This is a genomic window from Paraburkholderia bryophila (assembly GCF_003269035.1).
Classification (GTDB): domain Bacteria; phylum Pseudomonadota; class Gammaproteobacteria; order Burkholderiales; family Burkholderiaceae; genus Paraburkholderia; species Paraburkholderia bryophila.
In genome coordinates this window covers 100,580-117,485 of the sequence record NZ_QLTK01000017.1, presented here as the reverse complement: position 1 = coordinate 117,485, position 16,906 = coordinate 100,580, and the positions used below count along the sequence as shown (strand labels likewise).

Annotated in this window: 16 protein-coding genes; 12 read left to right on the top strand and 4 right to left on the bottom strand. The window is 64.7% G+C overall.

The window, feature by feature from the left end; genetic code table 11:
• The first annotated feature begins 112 nt into the window (after nucleotides 1-112).
• Entirely contained in the window at nucleotides 113-1,060 is a 948-nt protein-coding gene (locus BX591_RS22890) for a phosphoribosyltransferase (RefSeq protein ID WP_111933585.1), read from the top strand.
• Between the two features lies 1 nt (nucleotide 1,061).
• On the opposite strand, the gene BX591_RS22885 is transcribed toward BX591_RS22890, so the two are convergent.
• On the bottom strand, nucleotides 1,062-2,759 hold the full coding sequence (locus BX591_RS22885; RefSeq protein ID WP_111933584.1) for an ATP-binding domain-containing protein: 1,698 nt from the start codon (nucleotides 2,757-2,759) through the stop codon (nucleotides 1,062-1,064).
• Between the two features lie 173 nt (nucleotides 2,760-2,932).
• Between BX591_RS22885 and BX591_RS22880 the strand changes: the two genes are divergently transcribed.
• Complete coding sequence (locus BX591_RS22880; protein ID WP_111933583.1) at nucleotides 2,933-3,559, top strand: glutathione S-transferase family protein; 627 nt, start codon at nucleotides 2,933-2,935, stop codon at nucleotides 3,557-3,559.
• A gap of 59 nt (nucleotides 3,560-3,618) precedes the next feature.
• Nucleotides 3,619-4,188, top strand: a complete 570-nt coding sequence (locus BX591_RS22875) for a Fur family transcriptional regulator (protein ID WP_111933582.1) — start codon at nucleotides 3,619-3,621, stop codon at nucleotides 4,186-4,188.
• A 101-nt stretch (nucleotides 4,189-4,289) separates the two neighbouring features.
• Here the strand turns inward: BX591_RS22875 and BX591_RS22870 are convergent, their stop codons facing one another.
• Both BX591_RS22870 and BX591_RS22865 read right to left on the bottom strand, forming a co-directional pair.
• A complete protein-coding gene (locus tag BX591_RS22870; protein ID WP_111933616.1) occupies nucleotides 4,290-4,802 on the bottom strand; it encodes a response regulator in 513 nt (170 codons plus the stop codon).
• A 332-nt stretch (nucleotides 4,803-5,134) separates the two neighbouring features.
• Complete coding sequence (locus BX591_RS22865) at nucleotides 5,135-5,836, bottom strand: TetR/AcrR family transcriptional regulator (RefSeq protein ID WP_111933581.1); 702 nt, start codon at nucleotides 5,834-5,836, stop codon at nucleotides 5,135-5,137.
• A 72-nt stretch (nucleotides 5,837-5,908) separates the two neighbouring features.
• Between BX591_RS22865 and BX591_RS22860 the strand changes: the two genes are divergently transcribed.
• The 3 genes from BX591_RS22860 (at nucleotide 5,909) to BX591_RS22850 (ending at nucleotide 10,043) form a co-directional block, all read left to right on the top strand.
• Complete coding sequence (locus tag BX591_RS22860; protein ID WP_176343113.1) at nucleotides 5,909-7,444, top strand: MDR family MFS transporter; 1,536 nt, start codon at nucleotides 5,909-5,911, stop codon at nucleotides 7,442-7,444.
• A gap of 289 nt (nucleotides 7,445-7,733) precedes the next feature.
• On the top strand, nucleotides 7,734-8,753 hold the full coding sequence (locus tag BX591_RS22855; protein WP_111933580.1) for a hypothetical protein: 1,020 nt from the start codon (nucleotides 7,734-7,736) through the stop codon (nucleotides 8,751-8,753).
• A 216-nt stretch (nucleotides 8,754-8,969) separates the two neighbouring features.
• A complete protein-coding gene (locus BX591_RS22850; protein WP_111933579.1) occupies nucleotides 8,970-10,043 on the top strand; it encodes a TAXI family TRAP transporter solute-binding subunit in 1,074 nt (357 codons plus the stop codon).
• A gap of 84 nt (nucleotides 10,044-10,127) precedes the next feature.
• Here the strand turns inward: BX591_RS22850 and BX591_RS22845 are convergent, their stop codons facing one another.
• Nucleotides 10,128-11,561, bottom strand: a complete 1,434-nt coding sequence (locus BX591_RS22845; RefSeq protein WP_111933578.1) for an aminotransferase-like domain-containing protein — start codon at nucleotides 11,559-11,561, stop codon at nucleotides 10,128-10,130.
• Between the two features lie 115 nt (nucleotides 11,562-11,676).
• Here BX591_RS22845 and BX591_RS22840 point away from each other — a divergent pair, with 115 nt between their 5' ends.
• The 6 genes from BX591_RS22840 (at nucleotide 11,677) to BX591_RS22815 (ending at nucleotide 16,834) form a co-directional block, all read left to right on the top strand.
• A complete protein-coding gene (locus BX591_RS22840) occupies nucleotides 11,677-12,564 on the top strand; it encodes a DMT family transporter (protein ID WP_111933577.1) in 888 nt (295 codons plus the stop codon).
• Between the two features lie 99 nt (nucleotides 12,565-12,663).
• Complete coding sequence (gene sapR / locus BX591_RS22835; protein ID WP_111933576.1) at nucleotides 12,664-13,557, top strand: sap1 transcriptional regulator SapR; 894 nt, start codon at nucleotides 12,664-12,666, stop codon at nucleotides 13,555-13,557.
• Nucleotides 13,558-13,653: 96 nt separating this feature from the next.
• A complete protein-coding gene (locus BX591_RS22830) occupies nucleotides 13,654-13,875 on the top strand; it encodes a hypothetical protein (RefSeq protein WP_111933575.1) in 222 nt (73 codons plus the stop codon).
• A 119-nt stretch (nucleotides 13,876-13,994) separates the two neighbouring features.
• Entirely contained in the window at nucleotides 13,995-14,597 is a 603-nt protein-coding gene (locus tag BX591_RS22825; RefSeq protein ID WP_111933574.1) for a GNAT family N-acetyltransferase, read from the top strand.
• 146 nt (nucleotides 14,598-14,743) lie between these two features.
• The gene (locus tag BX591_RS22820) at nucleotides 14,744-15,853 is read left to right on the top strand and encodes a hypothetical protein (RefSeq protein WP_146749811.1); all 1,110 of its coding nucleotides are present in this window, start codon (nucleotides 14,744-14,746) and stop codon (nucleotides 15,851-15,853) included.
• Between the two features lie 114 nt (nucleotides 15,854-15,967).
• Nucleotides 15,968-16,834 carry a MerR family transcriptional regulator gene (locus tag BX591_RS22815; RefSeq protein WP_111933572.1) on the top strand — a complete coding sequence of 289 codons (867 nt, stop codon included), beginning with the start codon at nucleotides 15,968-15,970 and terminating at the stop codon, nucleotides 16,832-16,834.
• Nucleotides 16,835-16,906: the final 72 nt, after the last annotated feature.

Genomic DNA, 16,906 nt, shown 5'->3' with positions numbered 1-16,906 from the left:
CCAAAATTCTCTGTCTCAAAAACGAGGCCCCGCCGCCGCGCTCGACGCCGGATGCCGCTTCGCCTCGGAGACGCTCGTCCCACATGCGCTCGACAGCGCCCCCAGAAGAGTCATGAACAAGCCGGTTTTGCCCTTGACGTACGAACAGCTCGATCACTGGATCGAGTCGTTGCAACCCGCCTTGCTGGCGGAGCGTTTCACGCTCGCGATCGGCATTCTGCGCGGCGGCGCGCCGCTTGCATTGATGGTCTCGCATGCGATCGGCACGCCGGTGGCGTTTTTACGCTATGACCGGCAGTCGCGCACGGTGGCATGGGATTCGACGCTGCCGATCCCGTCCGCGGGTGCGCGCGTGCTGTTATGCGAGGACATCGCGGGACGCGGTTTCACGCTGACGGACTGCATCGCGTTTCTGCAGCAACATGGCCTCGACGTCAGGACCCTGACCGGCGCGGTGGACGATCTGAGCCGCGCGCGACCCGACTACGCGATCGACGCGCGCGGCTACTTCGCGCTGTTTCCGTGGGAACGCCAGGCGTACACCGAGCGTTATCGCGACGACTGGGCGCGCGTCGAAGCCGGCGCCGCGCCTGCGATGGCGCAAGACCACGAATACGCGACGTACGCGATCGACCTCGACGGCATTCTGCTGCCCGACGTCCCGCTCGCCCGCTACGATGAAGACCTGGCCGCCGCGCTTGCGGAACGCGACGCGCTGCTGCCGTTCGACGAGCTGCCGAACATCGATCTGCAACGCGTTCGCACGATCATCACCGGCCGGCCGGAACTGGACCGCGCGCGCACCGAGGTGTGGTTGAAGCGGCACGGTTTCGGGCATCTGCAACTGGTCATGCGCACGCCCGGCACGCACGACGAAAGCCCCGCCGGCGCCGCCGCGCATAAGGCGGCCGCCGCCTTGCGCGGCGGCGTCACGCATTTTGTCGAGAGCGACCCGGTGCAGGCATTGTTGATCGCACAACAAGCGCCGTTGCTGCGGGTGATCTGGTGGGACGCGCAGACGCAAACCGGCAGGCTGGTCGGTGCGCGCGCGTGGCACTGAGCTAGCTGTCTTTCGCGTCTCTCGCTTCGTCTCTCGCTTCCCTGGCGTCGCGCAACTGCAGATGCCGCGCGGCCCGCTGCGAGGCGACCACGATCAGCTTCATCGTGGCGCGTGTGGCGCCGACGAACAGCTTGCGCGCGATCCGCTCGTCGAATGTATCGAAGTCGACCTCGGTGAAAATCACGCAAGGCGCCGCCTGCCCCTTGAAGCGATAGATCGACTCGAACAGCACGTCGCCTTCGCGGTACTCCGGGTTGCCGAACAGATCGTATTTGCTGGTGAAACTGCGCAGCCGGTGCGGGCCGAGCTGATCCAGCAAGGTCATCGCCGACCCTTCGCGGCCACGAAACGACAGCACCACGATGTCCTGCTTGCGAAAGCCGAGCGACAACGCCTGCGTGATCGCGCGTTTGGTGGCGTCGATACTGGCTTCGGCGGCGTTTGCTTCGTCGTAGACCGATAGCGAAATATCGGAGCCGTCGAACGGACTGCCCGACGCGAGCGCCGCCGCGACCGGCACCGAGCCGCCCACCACCTCGCGCACGTAGTCGAGAATGTCGCGCGGGCTGCGGTAGTTGGTGGTTTCCTTCAGCGTGGTCCAACCGGGCAGCGCCACCGGTTCGCGCATGTAGAGATTCTGCAGCGGATCTTCCAGCCACCACCACGCGGCGCCGGGACGCAGCAGGCGTTCGAGCGCGGCCACCCACGGCTGCTGGAAGTCCTGGCCTTCGTCGACGATCAGCACGTCGAATTGCCAGCGTGCGTCGATCGGCGTGGCGGCGAAAATCGTTTCGAGCTGATTGAACACGTCGCCGGCCTGGAAGTCCGGCTCGCGACCCGCGTCGCGTGCAATCCAGTCGCACAACTGGTGATAGTTCGCCACCTTCGCCTCGGGCGGCGCGACCCGCACGATGTGATCCGCCAGCGGCCGGTTGAAGCACACATACAAGGGCCGCTGGCCACGGGCCACCGCGTCTTTCATGACCTGCACCGCGAGTTGCGTCTTGCCGGAACCGGCCGTGCCGATCACGCGCAGGCGGAACGGCGTGAATTCGAGCCGCCGCGCCCAGGTGGCAAGACCGCCCGCGAGGCGCGTGACGAGCGTGCCCGCCTGGCCGACCAGCGCGCTCGCGTCGGGCGTGAGCGCGAGTTCGTCGGCGAGAAAATGATGGATCTTCGGGGCGCAGGCGAGGCGCGCTTCGTCGGCCGGCAAGGCCTCGCGAATCACGGCCGCGAGTCGGTCCTTGCGCGTCGCGTCGACGATACGCGCGGGATTCACGCCGGCAATGGACGCATCCTTGACGACATGATCCGGGCAGTACAGCAGTTCCTCGACGAAATAGGTGCCCGCGCCGAACGCCGCCGTCAGACGCCGGTGCAATCCTTCGACGGTGTGGGCGAGCGCGATCGCCACATTGCGCTCGGTCTGCAGATGCACCTTGACGAGCCCCTTCGCGGTCTCGCGCAGAAACCCCGTTTTCTGTTCGACGATCATCACGCGGCCAGCCGGGCTGACGACGACGAAGTCGGCCTCGCCGAACACCGAGAAGTGCTGGTTCAGCCGCGTCCAGTGCACGCCGTGATAGACGGTGTAGTCGTCCGGGAGCGCCGTTTCCAGCAGCGCCAGCGTTTCGCGTTCGCGGGCCGCCGCGCCGGTGGCGGCGAGGCTCTTCCAGTCGTCGGGGACAATGCGGGCCATCCGGTGCCTCGTCGTATTCGGGAGCGGCCATTGTACGCAACGCGTGGGAATTGCCGAACGGCTTCGCCCGCGCCCCGCAAAGGCGCGCGCATCGTGTATCGTTACCGGCTGAACGCCGCGCAGCCGGCGCGGCTTGCCAACTTTGCCAACTTGCCAAGAAAAGGATTGACCGGATGATTACGATCTGGGGACGCACCAACTCGGTTAACGTCCAGAAGGTGTTGTGGTGCTGCGATGAGCTGGTGCTGCCGTACGAGCGCATCGACGCGGGTCTGCAATTTGGCCGCAACAACGAACCCGACTATCTCGCGATGAACCCGACCGGCAAGATTCCGACGCTGGTCGACGACGACTTCGTGCTGTGGGAATCGAACGCGATCCTGCGTTATCTGGTGCTGCAATACGGCGAGGCGAGCCTGCTGTATCCGGCCGAGCCGAGAGTGCGCGCGAGCGTCGACCGCTGGCTGGACTGGTCGCTGTCCACGCTGCAACCCGCCGAGCGTCCGGTGTTCTGGGCGCTCGTGCGCACGCCGGCGGCCGAACGCGACACCGCCAAACTCGCCACGGACTTCGCCGCGGTCACCGCGCTGTGGCGCATGCTGGACAGCCATCTGCAAGCGCGCTTTTTCCTCGAAGGCGAGAAGTTCACGCTGGCCGATATCGTGATCGGCGCATACGCGAAACGCTGGTTCGGGCTGGATGGCGTGGAGCGCCCGCCACTGCCGAATCTGGAGCGCTGGTATTCGCGTCTCGCGACGCGTACGGGGTTCAAGAAGTACATCGACTTTCCGCTGACCTGAGCTGCACGGCGTCGCGAGCACCCAGCACAGCGCGGCGCGCTGACCTTTATAATCGACGTATGAAGACCGCCAAGCCCGCCGCGCTCGCCGCCAAAGCCACCTCCGCCGCTACTGCGCATGCCCATGAGCCGGGACACACGCACGGCGTTTCGCAGGAAGCCGCGCTGACGCTCGCCGACGAATACTGCCGCGAACGCGGCGAAAAACTCACGCCGATTCGCCGCAAGGTGCTTGAATTGCTGTTGAATTCAGGCCGCGCCACCAAGGCCTATTCGTTGCTCGACGAAATGCGCCAGATCCATCCGGGCTCCGCACCGCCCACGGTGTACCGGGCGCTGGATTTCCTGCTGACCGCCGGACTCGTGCATCGGATCGAATCGATCAACGCCTTCACGGTGTGCCACGATCTGACGCAGTGCCAGCACGGCATTCTGGTGGTCTGCCAGCAGTGCGGCAACGTGACCGAACTGCATCAGCCCAAACTGCGTCAGGCGCTCGTCGCGCAGATCGAAGACGCGGGCTACCGCCTCGCCAGCGATGAAATCGAACTGAAGGGATTGTGTTCCGCATGCCAGGCGGCGGAAGCGGAAACTGCGGCGGGTTCAGCGGCGGCCGTTGCCGCTAAATAGCACGTCCTTCCCGATCCGCACGGACTTCGCGACCGTCACGGACTGGAGGCGCCGAGACGGCGCCGAAATGCCAACCGTCGATCAACCCGCCACGAACCCGCTTAGCCCGCCGCGCGCGCGTCGATCGCGTCGTGCAGCAACGTCACGAGGTCTTCAGGTAAAGCGGGTTTGGTCATGAAATGCTGGAAGCCCTCGCCGATGCTACGCAAGCGGTAGGCTTCGTCGGTGTGACCCGTGAGCGCCACCGCCACCGAAGGCGCGTGATCGCCGCGAATCTCGTGGTCGCGCAGCCGCTGGATCAGGTAGAAACCGTCCATGGCCGGTAAATCGAGGTCGCAGACCACGGCGTCGGGCAACAGCCGCAAAGCCGCTTCGACGCCCTCTTCCGCATCCGCCACGGCGCAGACCTGCGCGCCTTCCGCTTCGAGTAACAGGGTCAACGACTCCCGGCTATCCGGGTCGTCTTCGACGAGCACGATCGTGGCCTGATCGAGTCTCAATGCTCCGTTCATTTTCTGTTGTTGCTCTAAAAAACCGGTTAGACCGTCTGAAGTGGCCAATGTATCGTTCTGCTGCGTGCCGCCGATTCTCGCGGCTGCGATGTCGCTGTTCATGGTTCCGACTCGATTTCGCGCGTCGAGTTTCAGGCCGGTCGACGATTGAAACATGCCGACTGCCCAACCCGCGCGCACAGTAACGCGCCAAAATTGCACGCCAATGAAAAACCGGCCCGCGGCGCCGCGCTTCGCGCAGACCGATGCCGACCCTTCCGGTCCGCCGCGAGAACGCGTGCCCGCTCCACCGGCACGGCGTTTCAGATGCGGCGTCCGTTCCGCCATTCCTGTTCTTCCGCGACGCCCCCTGCGCTGATCGGTGCGCGACGGCGTTCACTTCCACACGACAGGTAGCACGTAGCGTGCCGCGACGGAGGCGGACAGCGAGGAACTCACTCCGCTTTCTGCGGCCCGATTCCCCGCACCAGCAGCGCGACCGCATGCCGCGCAATTTCCTCGCCGCCGATGTTGCTGCGCAAAGGATCGTTGCGCCACATCTTCGATGCGGCCAGCGGCAGAATTGTGAGTCCCAACAACGTGACGAACACGAGCGCGGGCTCCAGCCCCGGGTTCAGACGCCCCTCCGCCTGCCAGCGCGCAATCGCCGCCAGCGACGCTTTCTGATACGTGTTGCCGAACCGCTCCTGCATGCGCTGACGCAGCAGGCCGCCGTCGCTGATCACTTCTCGCACCCACAGCGACGGGAACCACGGATGATCGCTCGCCACCTGCACCATCCGCCGCGCGAGTTGCGTGATGGCGGCGACCGGGTCGTCGGGATTCTCCTGAAACGGCACGCCGAGCCCCGCGCGCAACGGCGCGAAACGTTCGTCGATAAGCACGTCGAGCAGTTGGTCGCGGGTCTTGAAGTAGTAATGCATCATGGCCGGCGTGAAACCCGCCTCGCGGGCAATTTCCCCGAGCGTGGTGTCGACGATGCCCTGTCGCGCGAACAGCGCGAGCGCGGCATCGAGCAGGCGGCTGCGCTGCTCCGGGCCGCGCGCGGCACCAGACGGACGGCCCGGACGACGCGCGGGCCGCGGCGCGCCCTTCGCTTCCTGCTCATCTGACGGAACTGACGGAATCCTTGCCATTGCATTCAATTTGACGGCTGCTATGATGTCTCCTATATTAATCTCTGAATTAATTAATTTCAATACATCCCCATGGAACAACCTGCTACCCTTCAGTCCGCAGACCGGCCGCCCAGCCCGGCCCCCGCGGGTCCGCAAGCGGCCGATCATCCGCCGATCCGCCTGCTGTTTCCCGCGTTGCTGCTGGTCATGTTGCTCGCGGCGCTCGATCAGACGATCGTCTCGACCGCGCTGCCAACCATCGTCGGCGAACTCGGCGGGCTCAACAATCTGTCGTGGGTAGTGACCGCCTACCTGCTCAGTTCGACCATCGTCGTGCCGTTGTACGGCAAATTCGGCGATCTGTTCGGCCGCAAGATCGTGCTGCAGACGGCGATCGTCGTGTTCCTGGCCGGCTCCGCATTGTGCGGCGTCGCACAGAACATGACCCAGTTGATCGTGCTGCGCGCGCTGCAGGGACTCGGCGGCGGCGGTCTGCTGGTCGTCACCATGGCCGCGATCGGCGACGTGATTCCGCCAGCCGAACGCGGCCGCTTTCAGGGCGTATTCGGCGGCGTGTTCGGCCTCGCGACCGTGATCGGGCCGCTGCTCGGCGGCTTTCTCGTCGAACATCTGTCGTGGCGCTGGATTTTTTACATCAACCTGCCGCTCGGCATCATCTCACTTGCCGTGATCGGCACGGTTTTCAAGCCGCATGTGCGCCACGTGAAGCACACGATCGACTACATGGGCGCCGCGTTTCTCGCCGGCGCGCTCACCTGCATCATTTTGTTTACGAGCCAGGGCGGCACGATTCTGCCGTGGTCGTCGCCGCAATTGTGGTTCACGCTGGGTATCGGACTGGTGTCGATCTGGGGCTTCATTCACGAAGAACGCAGCGCGGTCGAACCGATCATGCCGCTCGAACTTTTCAAACAACGTACGTTTTTACTGAGTAGCCTGATCGGCTTTGTCATCGGCGTCTCGCTGTTCGGTTCGGTGACCTTTCTGCCGCTCTATCTGCAGGTGGTCAAAAGCTCGACGCCGACGCAAGCCGGCATGCAGATGCTGCCGATGATGGGCGGCCTGTTCGTGATGTCGATGGTGACCGGCCGCATCATCAGCAAAATCGGCAAGTACCGCATCTTCCCGATCATGGGTACCCTGCTCGCGGCGATCGCGATGCTGCTGCTCGCCCGTCTGCAGATCGACACGCCGATTCGTGTGATGTATATCGACATGGGCATTCTCGGCTGCGGTCTCGGCATGGTGATGCAGGTGCTGATTCTCGCCGTGCAGAACACGGTCGAGTTCAAACACATGGGTGTGGCCACCTCCGGCGCAACCTTGTTCCGCTCGATCGGCGGCTCGATCGGGGTCGCCGCATTCGGCGCGGTGTTCTCGAACGGTCTGGCCGCGCGCCTCGAAAAGCTGATGCCGCCCGACACCGAATTGCCGCACGCACTCGGGCCCGCCGTGATCCATCAATTACCCACCGCATTACGCGAAGATTATCTGCAGGCGTTCGCCGGTGCGTTGCATACGGTGTATCTGTCGGCGGCATGCGTGATCGTGCTGGCCTTCGCGATGGCGTGGCTGCTGAAGGATCATCCGTTGCGCAAGCATTGATTTTCAGCGCGACTGAAATGAAAAAACCACGCGCCCGTTCGTCCTGCCAGCATGCACGGTATTTCGTCGTACCTACAAATGTTCGCTAGCGCACACAGGATAGGTGCGAACGTCGATTGACGTGCCATTTAAAACGCCACATATTGCGAGCAGCGGCAGCGCAAGCGCGAGTTTGCGGCCCGAGACTTTCCGGCGCATGTGGATCGTGATTTCCGCGGATCTGGCTGCCGCTTCAATACGATCCGGAGCATGCCGTAACGGCACCGTTTTTCTCAGGTGGGTCCTCAGCATGGCCACCCAGACTATCACCGGCCACAGTTTTCCAACACCGTGCAAACGCTGCGGGGGCGCACTGTACCGGCAAGTCGACTATTGCCCGTATTGCGGCGCGGTGCATCCGCTCGAAGGCGGTCCGCACAAGCGCGCCGTGATTCCCGGCAGCCGCGCGAGCGCAATGAATAAGGCGGTGCAGAAAAACGGTTTCGATCCGGCCGCGTCGGCTGAAACGGATGTCGCCGCGCACACATCGGGCGCCGGCGAATCATTGACCGGCGAAGCCGGGATGCACACGCCGGCAATCGTGGCGACGCATCCGCCGGCACCGTCGCTGACCGATTTGCCCGAGTCGAAGCGCAGCACCGCGATGCCCAATCGCAGAACCACGCTGCTGATCGTTGGCGTGCTTGTCGTCATAGGCCTGGTGGCTGGCGCGTACGCACTATTCGGCGACAATCGCGATTCGCAAAACGGCGGCAACGATCAAAGCACCGACGCGACGCAGGACGCCAGAACCACCACCGGCACGATCGCCCTTTATAAACCGCAGCAGGTCCAACCGGCCCAACCGGGCGCTGCGAACACGCCCGCCGCGCCGGGCGCCACCGCCCGATCCACTCAGCTCTTTCCCACCGCGCCGGTGGCACAGCCACCCGCCGCAACGCCGGTCAAACCGGCGCCGCAATTCCGCGACGCCACCCAGGCCTTGCAGGCGGCGCGCCTCGCCTTCCGCGCCAACGATCTGTCCATGGCTCAGGCCGCGCTCGGCGCAGCGCAAACGCTGCAACCGGGCAACGCCGACGCCCAGGATCTCGCCACCGAGCTGCGCCCGTTGACCGCACGCCGCGACGCCGCCTTGCAGGCGGCGCAAACCTGCGTCGCCCAACAGGTCTGGCCGTGCGCGCGCCAGCATGCCAATGAGGCGCTCACTATCGACACCGGTAACGACACGGCGAAGCTCATCCTGGCGCGCGTGATTCGCGAGACCGGCTGGGCGCCGCTGAATTCGCACGCTGCGACAGCCGCTCAGTAGCCGATCGTCTGGATGCCGAAAGACACGGCCAAAGACACCGCTAACCTCGCTGCCGCGATTCGACGCCACGCCGGCGCCGAATCGTGCCGCTCTGAGCGGCAACAGACGGACACGAACGCGCGATGCGGCGAGCATGCCATGGCAAACCGGCTCAATGGTGCTTCACGCGCGCCGACGCGGGAAGCGGAACGAACCTGACCGATAGGTAGAGAGACCATGCTGAAGAGACTTCTGGCGGGATGGCTGGGGCTGGCGCTGCTGGTCGCATCTTCTCTGGTTTGCGCGGAGCCGACGCACTACAAGATCGTCACCGGTCCGGAACGCGGCACGTATATCCAGATCGGCCAGGATCTGTCGAAATGGGTCGCGCAGCCGGCCGGCATCGATCTCGAAGTGATGGCCTCGAAAGGCTCGGCCGAGAACGTGCAACGCATGCGCTTCGAGTCCGGCGTAAAGCTCGCGCTGGTGCAATCCGACGTGTATCAGGCGTACATCGACATGGCCAACGCGGGCAATGCCGACGCCGGCACTGCCATCCGGCCGCTGCGCCTCATCATGCCGCTTTACGACGAAGAGATTAACGTCGTGGTGCGTGCCGATTCGCCAATGAAAACCTTCGCCGACATCAAGGACAAAACCATCAGCGTCGGCCTGCTCGGCAGCGGCACCGCGCAATCGGCCACCACGCTCTATCACCTGATGTTCGGTCAGGCGATTCCCGAGCAGAACATCCAGCACCTGAGCAACGAAGATGCGCTGGCCGCGCTGATCGTCAAGAAAGTGGACGTGGCGATCATCGTGGTCGGGCAGCCGGCGAAACTGTTCAACGACATGAATCCCGAGTTGCTGAACCAGCTTCGCCTGCTGCGGGCCGATCCCGCCGCGCCGGAAACCGCGCGCGCCAAACAGACCTATTTCCCCGCGACGATCCGCGCGACGAGCTACCCGAACTGGATCAAGGAAGACACGCCGACGCTGACCGTCAAGGCGTTTCTCGTCACCTACGATTACGGGTTGCGCGACACCGTCGTGAATCTGAACCGCTTTGCCGATTCGCTGTGTGCCAACTTCGACAATCTGCAGGAGCACGGGCATCCCAAATGGAAACAGGTGAAGCTCGAACTGCCCACCCTCGTGCGCGGATGGAAATACTACTCGCCGGTCGAGAAGCATTTGCGCGCGTGTCTCATCAACAAGAGCGCGGCGATGAACGCGGCGGCGGCCCAGGCCGTGCAGAAACCGCGGGCCACCTGCACGGATCAGGAGCGTCTGCTTCTGCTATGCAAGTAGCCTGCTGAACGGCAAGCAATGTAACGACGCGAACACAACGCAGCGCAGCGGCGCGGCGCGCGCACACACACCCACGCACGCGAGTCAGGCGTGCGCCCGCTGCCTGGCAACGGCCGTTGCTTCCATGGCCCGTTGCAATACCTCGTAGACCTTCGGACGATTGCACTGCGACACGTTAAAGCGCAGGAACCCGGCCGACGATTGCGACGCACTGAACACATTGCCCGGCGCGAACACCACGCCCTCTTCCAGCGCATGACGCGCGATCTCGGCCGCATCCAGCGCATCGGGCAGACGCGCCCACACGAACATGCCGGCGCGTGGCCGGGTCCAGATATCGAGGCCCGCGTAACCGAGCCGCCTGATCGTTTCGCCCATCGCATCGGCGAGCTTCGCGCGCATCGATTCCAGATGACGCCGGTAAGTGCCGTCCACCAGCAACCTGTGCACGACGCTCGCATTGAGCTGGCCATTGCCGAACGACGTGGCCAGTTTCAGATCGATCAACGATTCCACCCATTCGGGGCGCGCGGCGATGTAGCCGCAGCGCGCCGCCGCCGACAGCGTTTTCGAATAACTGCCGATCGACACCACGCGCGCGAGCCCGTCGAACGCGGCAAGCCGCGGCGCGGCTTCATCTTCGAAATCGGCGAAGATGTCGTCCTCGACGATCAGCAGATCGTGTTCGCCCGCCAGTTTCAGCAAGCGGTGCGCAACGGCCGGCGCCAGCGTCGCGCCGGTCGGATTGTGGATCGCGGAATTGGTCACGTAGAGCCTCGGGCGATGCTCGATCAACGCCCGCTCGAACGCCGCCAGATCGGGCCCGGACGGCGTATAGGGCACGCCGACGATCCGCGCCCGATGCGCGCGCAACAACGCCTGAAAGTTGAAGTAGCACGGGTCGTCGATCAGCACGGTGTCGCCCGGTTCGAGCAGGAACCGGCACACCAGATCGAGCGAGTGCGTGCCGCTGTCGGTCAGTACGATCTGTTCCGGCGGCGCCTCGACGCCATGCTGTCCGAACCGCCACGCCAGTTGCTGACGCAGCGCCGGCAGCCCATACGGACTGGCGTATTCGGCCAGCGGCGCCTGCGGATCGCGCGCCACGGCCCGCAACGCACGGCGCACGCCGTCTTCCGGCAACCACGACGGCGGCATCCAGCCGCAACCCGGTTTCAGCACTGTCGAATCCGCTTGCAGCGACTGACGCGTGAGCCACAGCGGATCGACCTCCCGATCGAGACGCGGCCCGAGATCGGCGAGCACGAGCGGCGGCGCGTGACCCGACACGAAAAACCCCGAGCCGCGCCGCGCGACGATCGCGCCTTCCGCGACCAGCCGGTCGTAGGCCTCCACCACCGTCGACTTCGACACGCCGAGCGTCTCCGTCATGGCGCGGATCGACGGCACGCGCGCGCCCGGCATTAGCGAGCGGCTCGCAATGCGTTCGCGCAGACTGCCCATTACCGTGCCGACACGCGTGGCCGAGGCCGCACGGTGACTATCGCTTTCCGCCATCTGTACTGCTCCACAGTAAGTACAGTTTGTACGAATTGTACTGATCCGTAGCTTACCCTTTACCGCGCAAAAGCGGATGCTATCTGCTTCATTCGCCTTTGCACGGACACTTTCGATGGACAAGACAACCAACGGCTGGCTAAGCGGCATGATCGGCGTGCTGATTTTCAGCGGCTCGCTGCCGGCCACGCGCATCGCCGTGCAAGGTCTCGACCCGGTGTTCCTCACGGTTGCCCGCGCGACCATTGCCGGTACGCTCGGTCTGCTGTTATTGCTGGTGTTCCGCGAGGCCCGCCCGGCACGTCGCGATCTGATTCCGCTGGTGATCGTCGCGCTCGGCGTGGTGGTCGGCTTTCCGTTGCTGACGGCGCTCGCGCTGCGTCATGTGAATGCGGCGCATGCGGTCGTGTTCGTCGGCCTGCTGCCGCTCGCCACCGCGATCTTCGGCGTGCTGCGCGGCGGCGAGCGCCCGCAGCCGGCGTTCTGGGTTTTCTCCGCGCTCGGCAGCAGCGCGGTGGTCGCATTCGCGTTGCGTCACGGCATCGACGCGTCGCCGGTCGGCGATGCGCTGATGCTGGCCGCGATCGTCGTCTGCGGGCTGGGCTATGCCGAAGGCGCGCGCCTGTCGCGCCACCTCGGCGGCTGGCAGGTGATCTCATGGGCGCTGGTGCTGTCGTTGCCGCTCATGCTGCCGCTCGCGTGGTGGACGCGGCCCGCGTCGTTCGACGGCGTCAGTCACGCCGCGCTGTGGGGCCTCGCGTACGTGTCGCTGTTCAGCATGCTGATCGGTTTCGTGTTCTGGTATCGCGGCCTCGCGCTCGGCGGCATTGCCGGCGTCGGTCAGTTGCAACTGCTGCAGCCGTTCTTCGGCCTGCTGCTGGCCGGCCTGCTGCTGCATGAAGAGGTGCCGCTCGCGATGATCCTCGTCACCGTCGTGGTGGTGGCCTGCGTGGCGGGCGCGCGGCGCTTCGCGCGCGCCGCGCCGGCGCGGCCGGCAGTCTGACCGGAGCCCGCGCGAATCGACGCAATGCGATGCCGCCGGCCGGTCGACTGTGTCATCATCCCGACGACCGTTCCACCACCGCCTTGCGCCGCAATCAAGATGCCGACCGCTTTTACCCAAACTGTCGAAGCCCGCTTTGCCGAACTCACGCCGACCTCCAAACGCGTCGCCAGCTACATGCTGGCCAATCTCGACCGGCTCGGTCTCGAAACCGCCGACCAGATCGCCCAGCAAGCCGGCACCAGCGGCATTTCGGTGGGACGTTTTTTGCGCAGCGTCGGCTATCAGAACCTGGACGATCTGAAACGTGAACTGCGCGGCGCGCAGGAGCGTCCGTGGCTGATCACCGACCGGCTCGACGCGTTCCGCCGCGGCGCCGGGCAACCCGGCGAAGCCGCGCCGCACGCGGGCGGCCTTGCCGCACCGAACGCCGCGCTCGCCCATTCGCTCGAACTCGAAGTCGGCGCGATCCAGCATGTCTACCAGCTCGCGCAGTCACCCGCCTTCGCGCGTGTCGCCGATCGCATCGCCACCGCGGACGCCGTCTACATTCTCGGCATTCAGTCCACCCGCGGTATCAGCAACGCGTTCTACAGCTACCTCGAATATCTTCGCCCGCGCGTGTTCTATTCCGACGGCTTGTCGGGCTCGTACGTCGATTCGCTGAACTCGGATTTCAAGTCGCCGTATCTGATCGTCACCGACACGCGCGCCTATTCGAAGGTCGCGCGCCGCTATTGCGAAGCGGCCACGCGACGCGGTTTGCCGTTCGCGCTCGTCACCGATATCTACTGTCCGTGGGCACGCGAGTTCGACGGCGACCTGCTGCAGGTGAAAACCGATGTCGGTCAATTCTGGGATTCGCTCGCGCCGCTCACCTGCCTGTTCAATCTGCTGCTCTCGGCGCTCGTCGAACGGCTCGGGGCGGATATCGACGAACGCGTGGCCCGAAACCGCGAACTGCAAAGCGAATTCGACCAGTTCGATCTTTGAAGCCTGCGGCGCACCGGCGTGCGGGCGCATCGGCGCATGCTGCACGGTCCGCTGCAAACCGGGTATCCTCTGCGGCTTCGTTCCGAAGGAGGATTCATGAAACTGTCGCTTTGTCTCGTCGCCGCGTTGACGCTGTCCGCCGGCGCGTACGCCCAAACCTCGCAAACCTTCCGCTTCGGCGAAGGTCAGAGCTCGCTCCCGTCCGGCAATGAGCATGGCGCCGCCGCGCAATCCAACACCAGTCCGACGCACAAGGCTCGACATCAAAAGCGTCACCGCGGCTACGTGAAACAGCCTGACACGTACTCGCACAACTAATGTTTTCGCCGCGCGAATAGCGGCCATATGTGTAAGCGATTTTTGACCCGCTTCAAATCCGCGCGCGCGACGGGCATAGTCAAACGTATGCATTCCAACCGGCCACGACAGGAACACGTATGAGCACCACCCGCCCCGCGCCCGCCGCACCCGATGCCACCGCCGCCTCGCCGCTGAACGTACCGCTGATTCGCGACGCCGGCGAAGCCGATCTGCCCGCGATCCAGGCGATCTACGCGCACCACGTGCTGACCGGCGTCGCCTCGTTCGAAGAAACCCCGCCTTCCGTCGACGATCTGCGCGGGCGGCTCGCGTCGGTGCGCAGCCATGGGCTGCCCTACATGGTTGCCGAGGTCGACGGCGAAATCGCCGGCTATTGCTACGCGACGCCTTACCGGCCGCGCGCCGCGTATCGCAACACGATCGAAGATTCAATCTATGTGAACGACGCGTATCGCGGCCGCGGCCTCGGACGCATCCTGCTCGAAGCGTTGATTGCGCGCTGCGAAACCGGACCGTGGCGTCAGATGGTCGCCGTGATCGCGGACGGCGGCAGCGGCGGTTCGCTGTCGCTGCATACGCAGTTGGGCTTCGAATTGACCGGCACGTTGAAGGCGGTCGGCTTCAAGCATGGCCGCTGGCTCGATACGACGCTGATGCAGCGCAAGCTCGGCGTGGGCGATGCCACGGCACCGGACGACGTCGCGCAGGCGCCTACCTGAACCGCTTGCGTCGCCTTGTCTCTGGACGCATTGGATCGCTACGCCTAATTTTGAGGTGACTCGCGGCGCCGGCGAAAAGCGGCGCGCGAGAGGGTCGATTTCCAGTTCGAAGGAGTCGACGTGACCTCGACGTTCAGGAGCGCGCCATGCACCATCTCGCCGTTTCATCTCCATACCCGATGCGCTCGACGTGCAGCGTCGACGCACCTCGTTCACGCTTCGCAGCGGCTCGCGCGACCTGGTTGCGGGTATGCCTGCTGCTGTGCCTGCTGACTGCGGCGGGAAGCAGCGTCGCCTCCACGATCATGCACTTCGACGCCGCAGTCGCTCGCGGATTGCCGACCGGGTTACGCGGCGACCTGCCGCCTCAGGACGCCGCGCGTGCCGACGCGATGCGCGCCGCTGCGATCATCCACGTCGACACGCGCATGCCGGTCAAGCTGGTTTATTCGAACGACGGCGCGGCCGCGCTGTACCGCGGCAAGGTCGACGGCTATCCGGCGATTTTTACCCGCTACGCCGACCGCCTGGATATTTTCGTCAACGCGGCGCCCCACGCCAACGCCTACAACATCTCCTACACCGCCCAACAGCCCAACCCCGAGATACGCGTTCTTACCCCGCAGGACACGAGTGAAAACATTGACCATATCGTGCTTACGCCGAGCGAAGGACCACGGGAATCGACCACTGTCGAACGTCGCAAGGCCAAGGCCGAAAGTCGCGATACCCGTGAACTGATTTTTTCCATCTTCATTCACGACGACGCAAAAAACGTCGCACTTAACGATCACCTGAGCTGGTGGATTGGCCTGATTGAAGCCTTGCTGCCCGTTGGGCGCACCATGACGGTCGATATCCACAAAGACCTTCCCGGTATAACCGACTTTGCTTATGCGGGCGGCGACGCCAACGAGAAACTTCGTCAATGGACGGCACGAGTGCGGACCCAGTTCCCGCAAGACCCATTCGACTTCGACAACAAATTCCTGCTGTTCACGGCAAACAGAATGAATAGCAGCACCGCCGGTCTCGCGCACCAGGGCGGCAACTACGGCTTTGCCAGTTCCCGCAGCCATCAAATTCTCGCCCACGAATTCGGCCACATGCTGAGCGCCACCCATGAAAACGCCGAAGTCAGATACAACGGCTGGTGGTGCGAAACGATCATGTTCGCAACGGCGCTCGATTTACGATCGAATTGCTACGACTACGCCGACGCCAATAAAAAACTGATTCGATCCTACCTGGAATAGCCCTTGCCGTAGGCGTGCGACGCCTGGTTCCATCACACGCAGCGACACCTCATGACAGGTCGTGACGCACCGCCGCGCTGGCGGTCGCGCCGACGGCCGCGTTAAAATCCGCCCATGCCCAACACGCCGCCCTCCGTCCCGCCCTCGTCCGCCGACACCAACGTCGCGGCCAGCCCAGCGCCGCGCAACGAATACACCGTCGACGAACTCGCGCGCGTCACCGACACCACCGTGCGCAACGTGCGCGCGTATCAGGATCGGGGCCTGCTCGCGCCGCCGGAAAAACGCGGCCGGGTCGGCGTGTACGACGACACCCACGTGTCGCGTCTGAAGCTGATCAATCACCTGCTCACGCGCGGCTATACGCTCGCGAACATTCAGGACCTGATCATGGCGGTCGACGAGGGCCACGATCTGCGTTCGATCCTCGGTCTGGAAACCGCCATCGGCGGGCGCTGGTCGCGTGAGCGTCCGAAGAAATACTCGCTGATCGAATTGCTGCAAATGTTCGGCGACAAAGCCACGCCGAGCGCGCTCGGTAAGGCGGTCGAGCTCGGGCTGCTGGAGCGCCACGGCCTCTCGTTCGTGTCGGGCAACCCCACGGCGCTGGCCGCCGGCGCCACCATGGCGAAGGAAGGCATTCCGCTCGCCGATCTGCTCGACGCCGTCGGCATCGCCCGGCCGCATTTTCAGGCGGTCGCCAAGGCGCTGGTGGATCTCGTCGTCCATCAACTGGATCGCTACGACGCCGACGCGCTGCCGCCGCCCGCCGACGTGCCCGCCCTGGTCGACGCGATCTGGCGCGTGCGGCCGCTCGCCATGGTGCTGGTGGAAAGCGAAATGAACCGCGCGCTCGAAGAAGCCTCCGGCGACTACCTGGGCGACCGCGTCGCGGCGATCATGGAAAAGAAACTGGGCCATTCCGCCGACGGCGCCGCGGCGGAGCGCAACGTGGCGAGAGCGGACAAGCCGAAAAAGTAGCCGCGCGCCTCACGCGGCCTGCGCTCTCGCTGCCCTCACCCGTCATATTCAAATCTCCATTGCTTCGTTGGT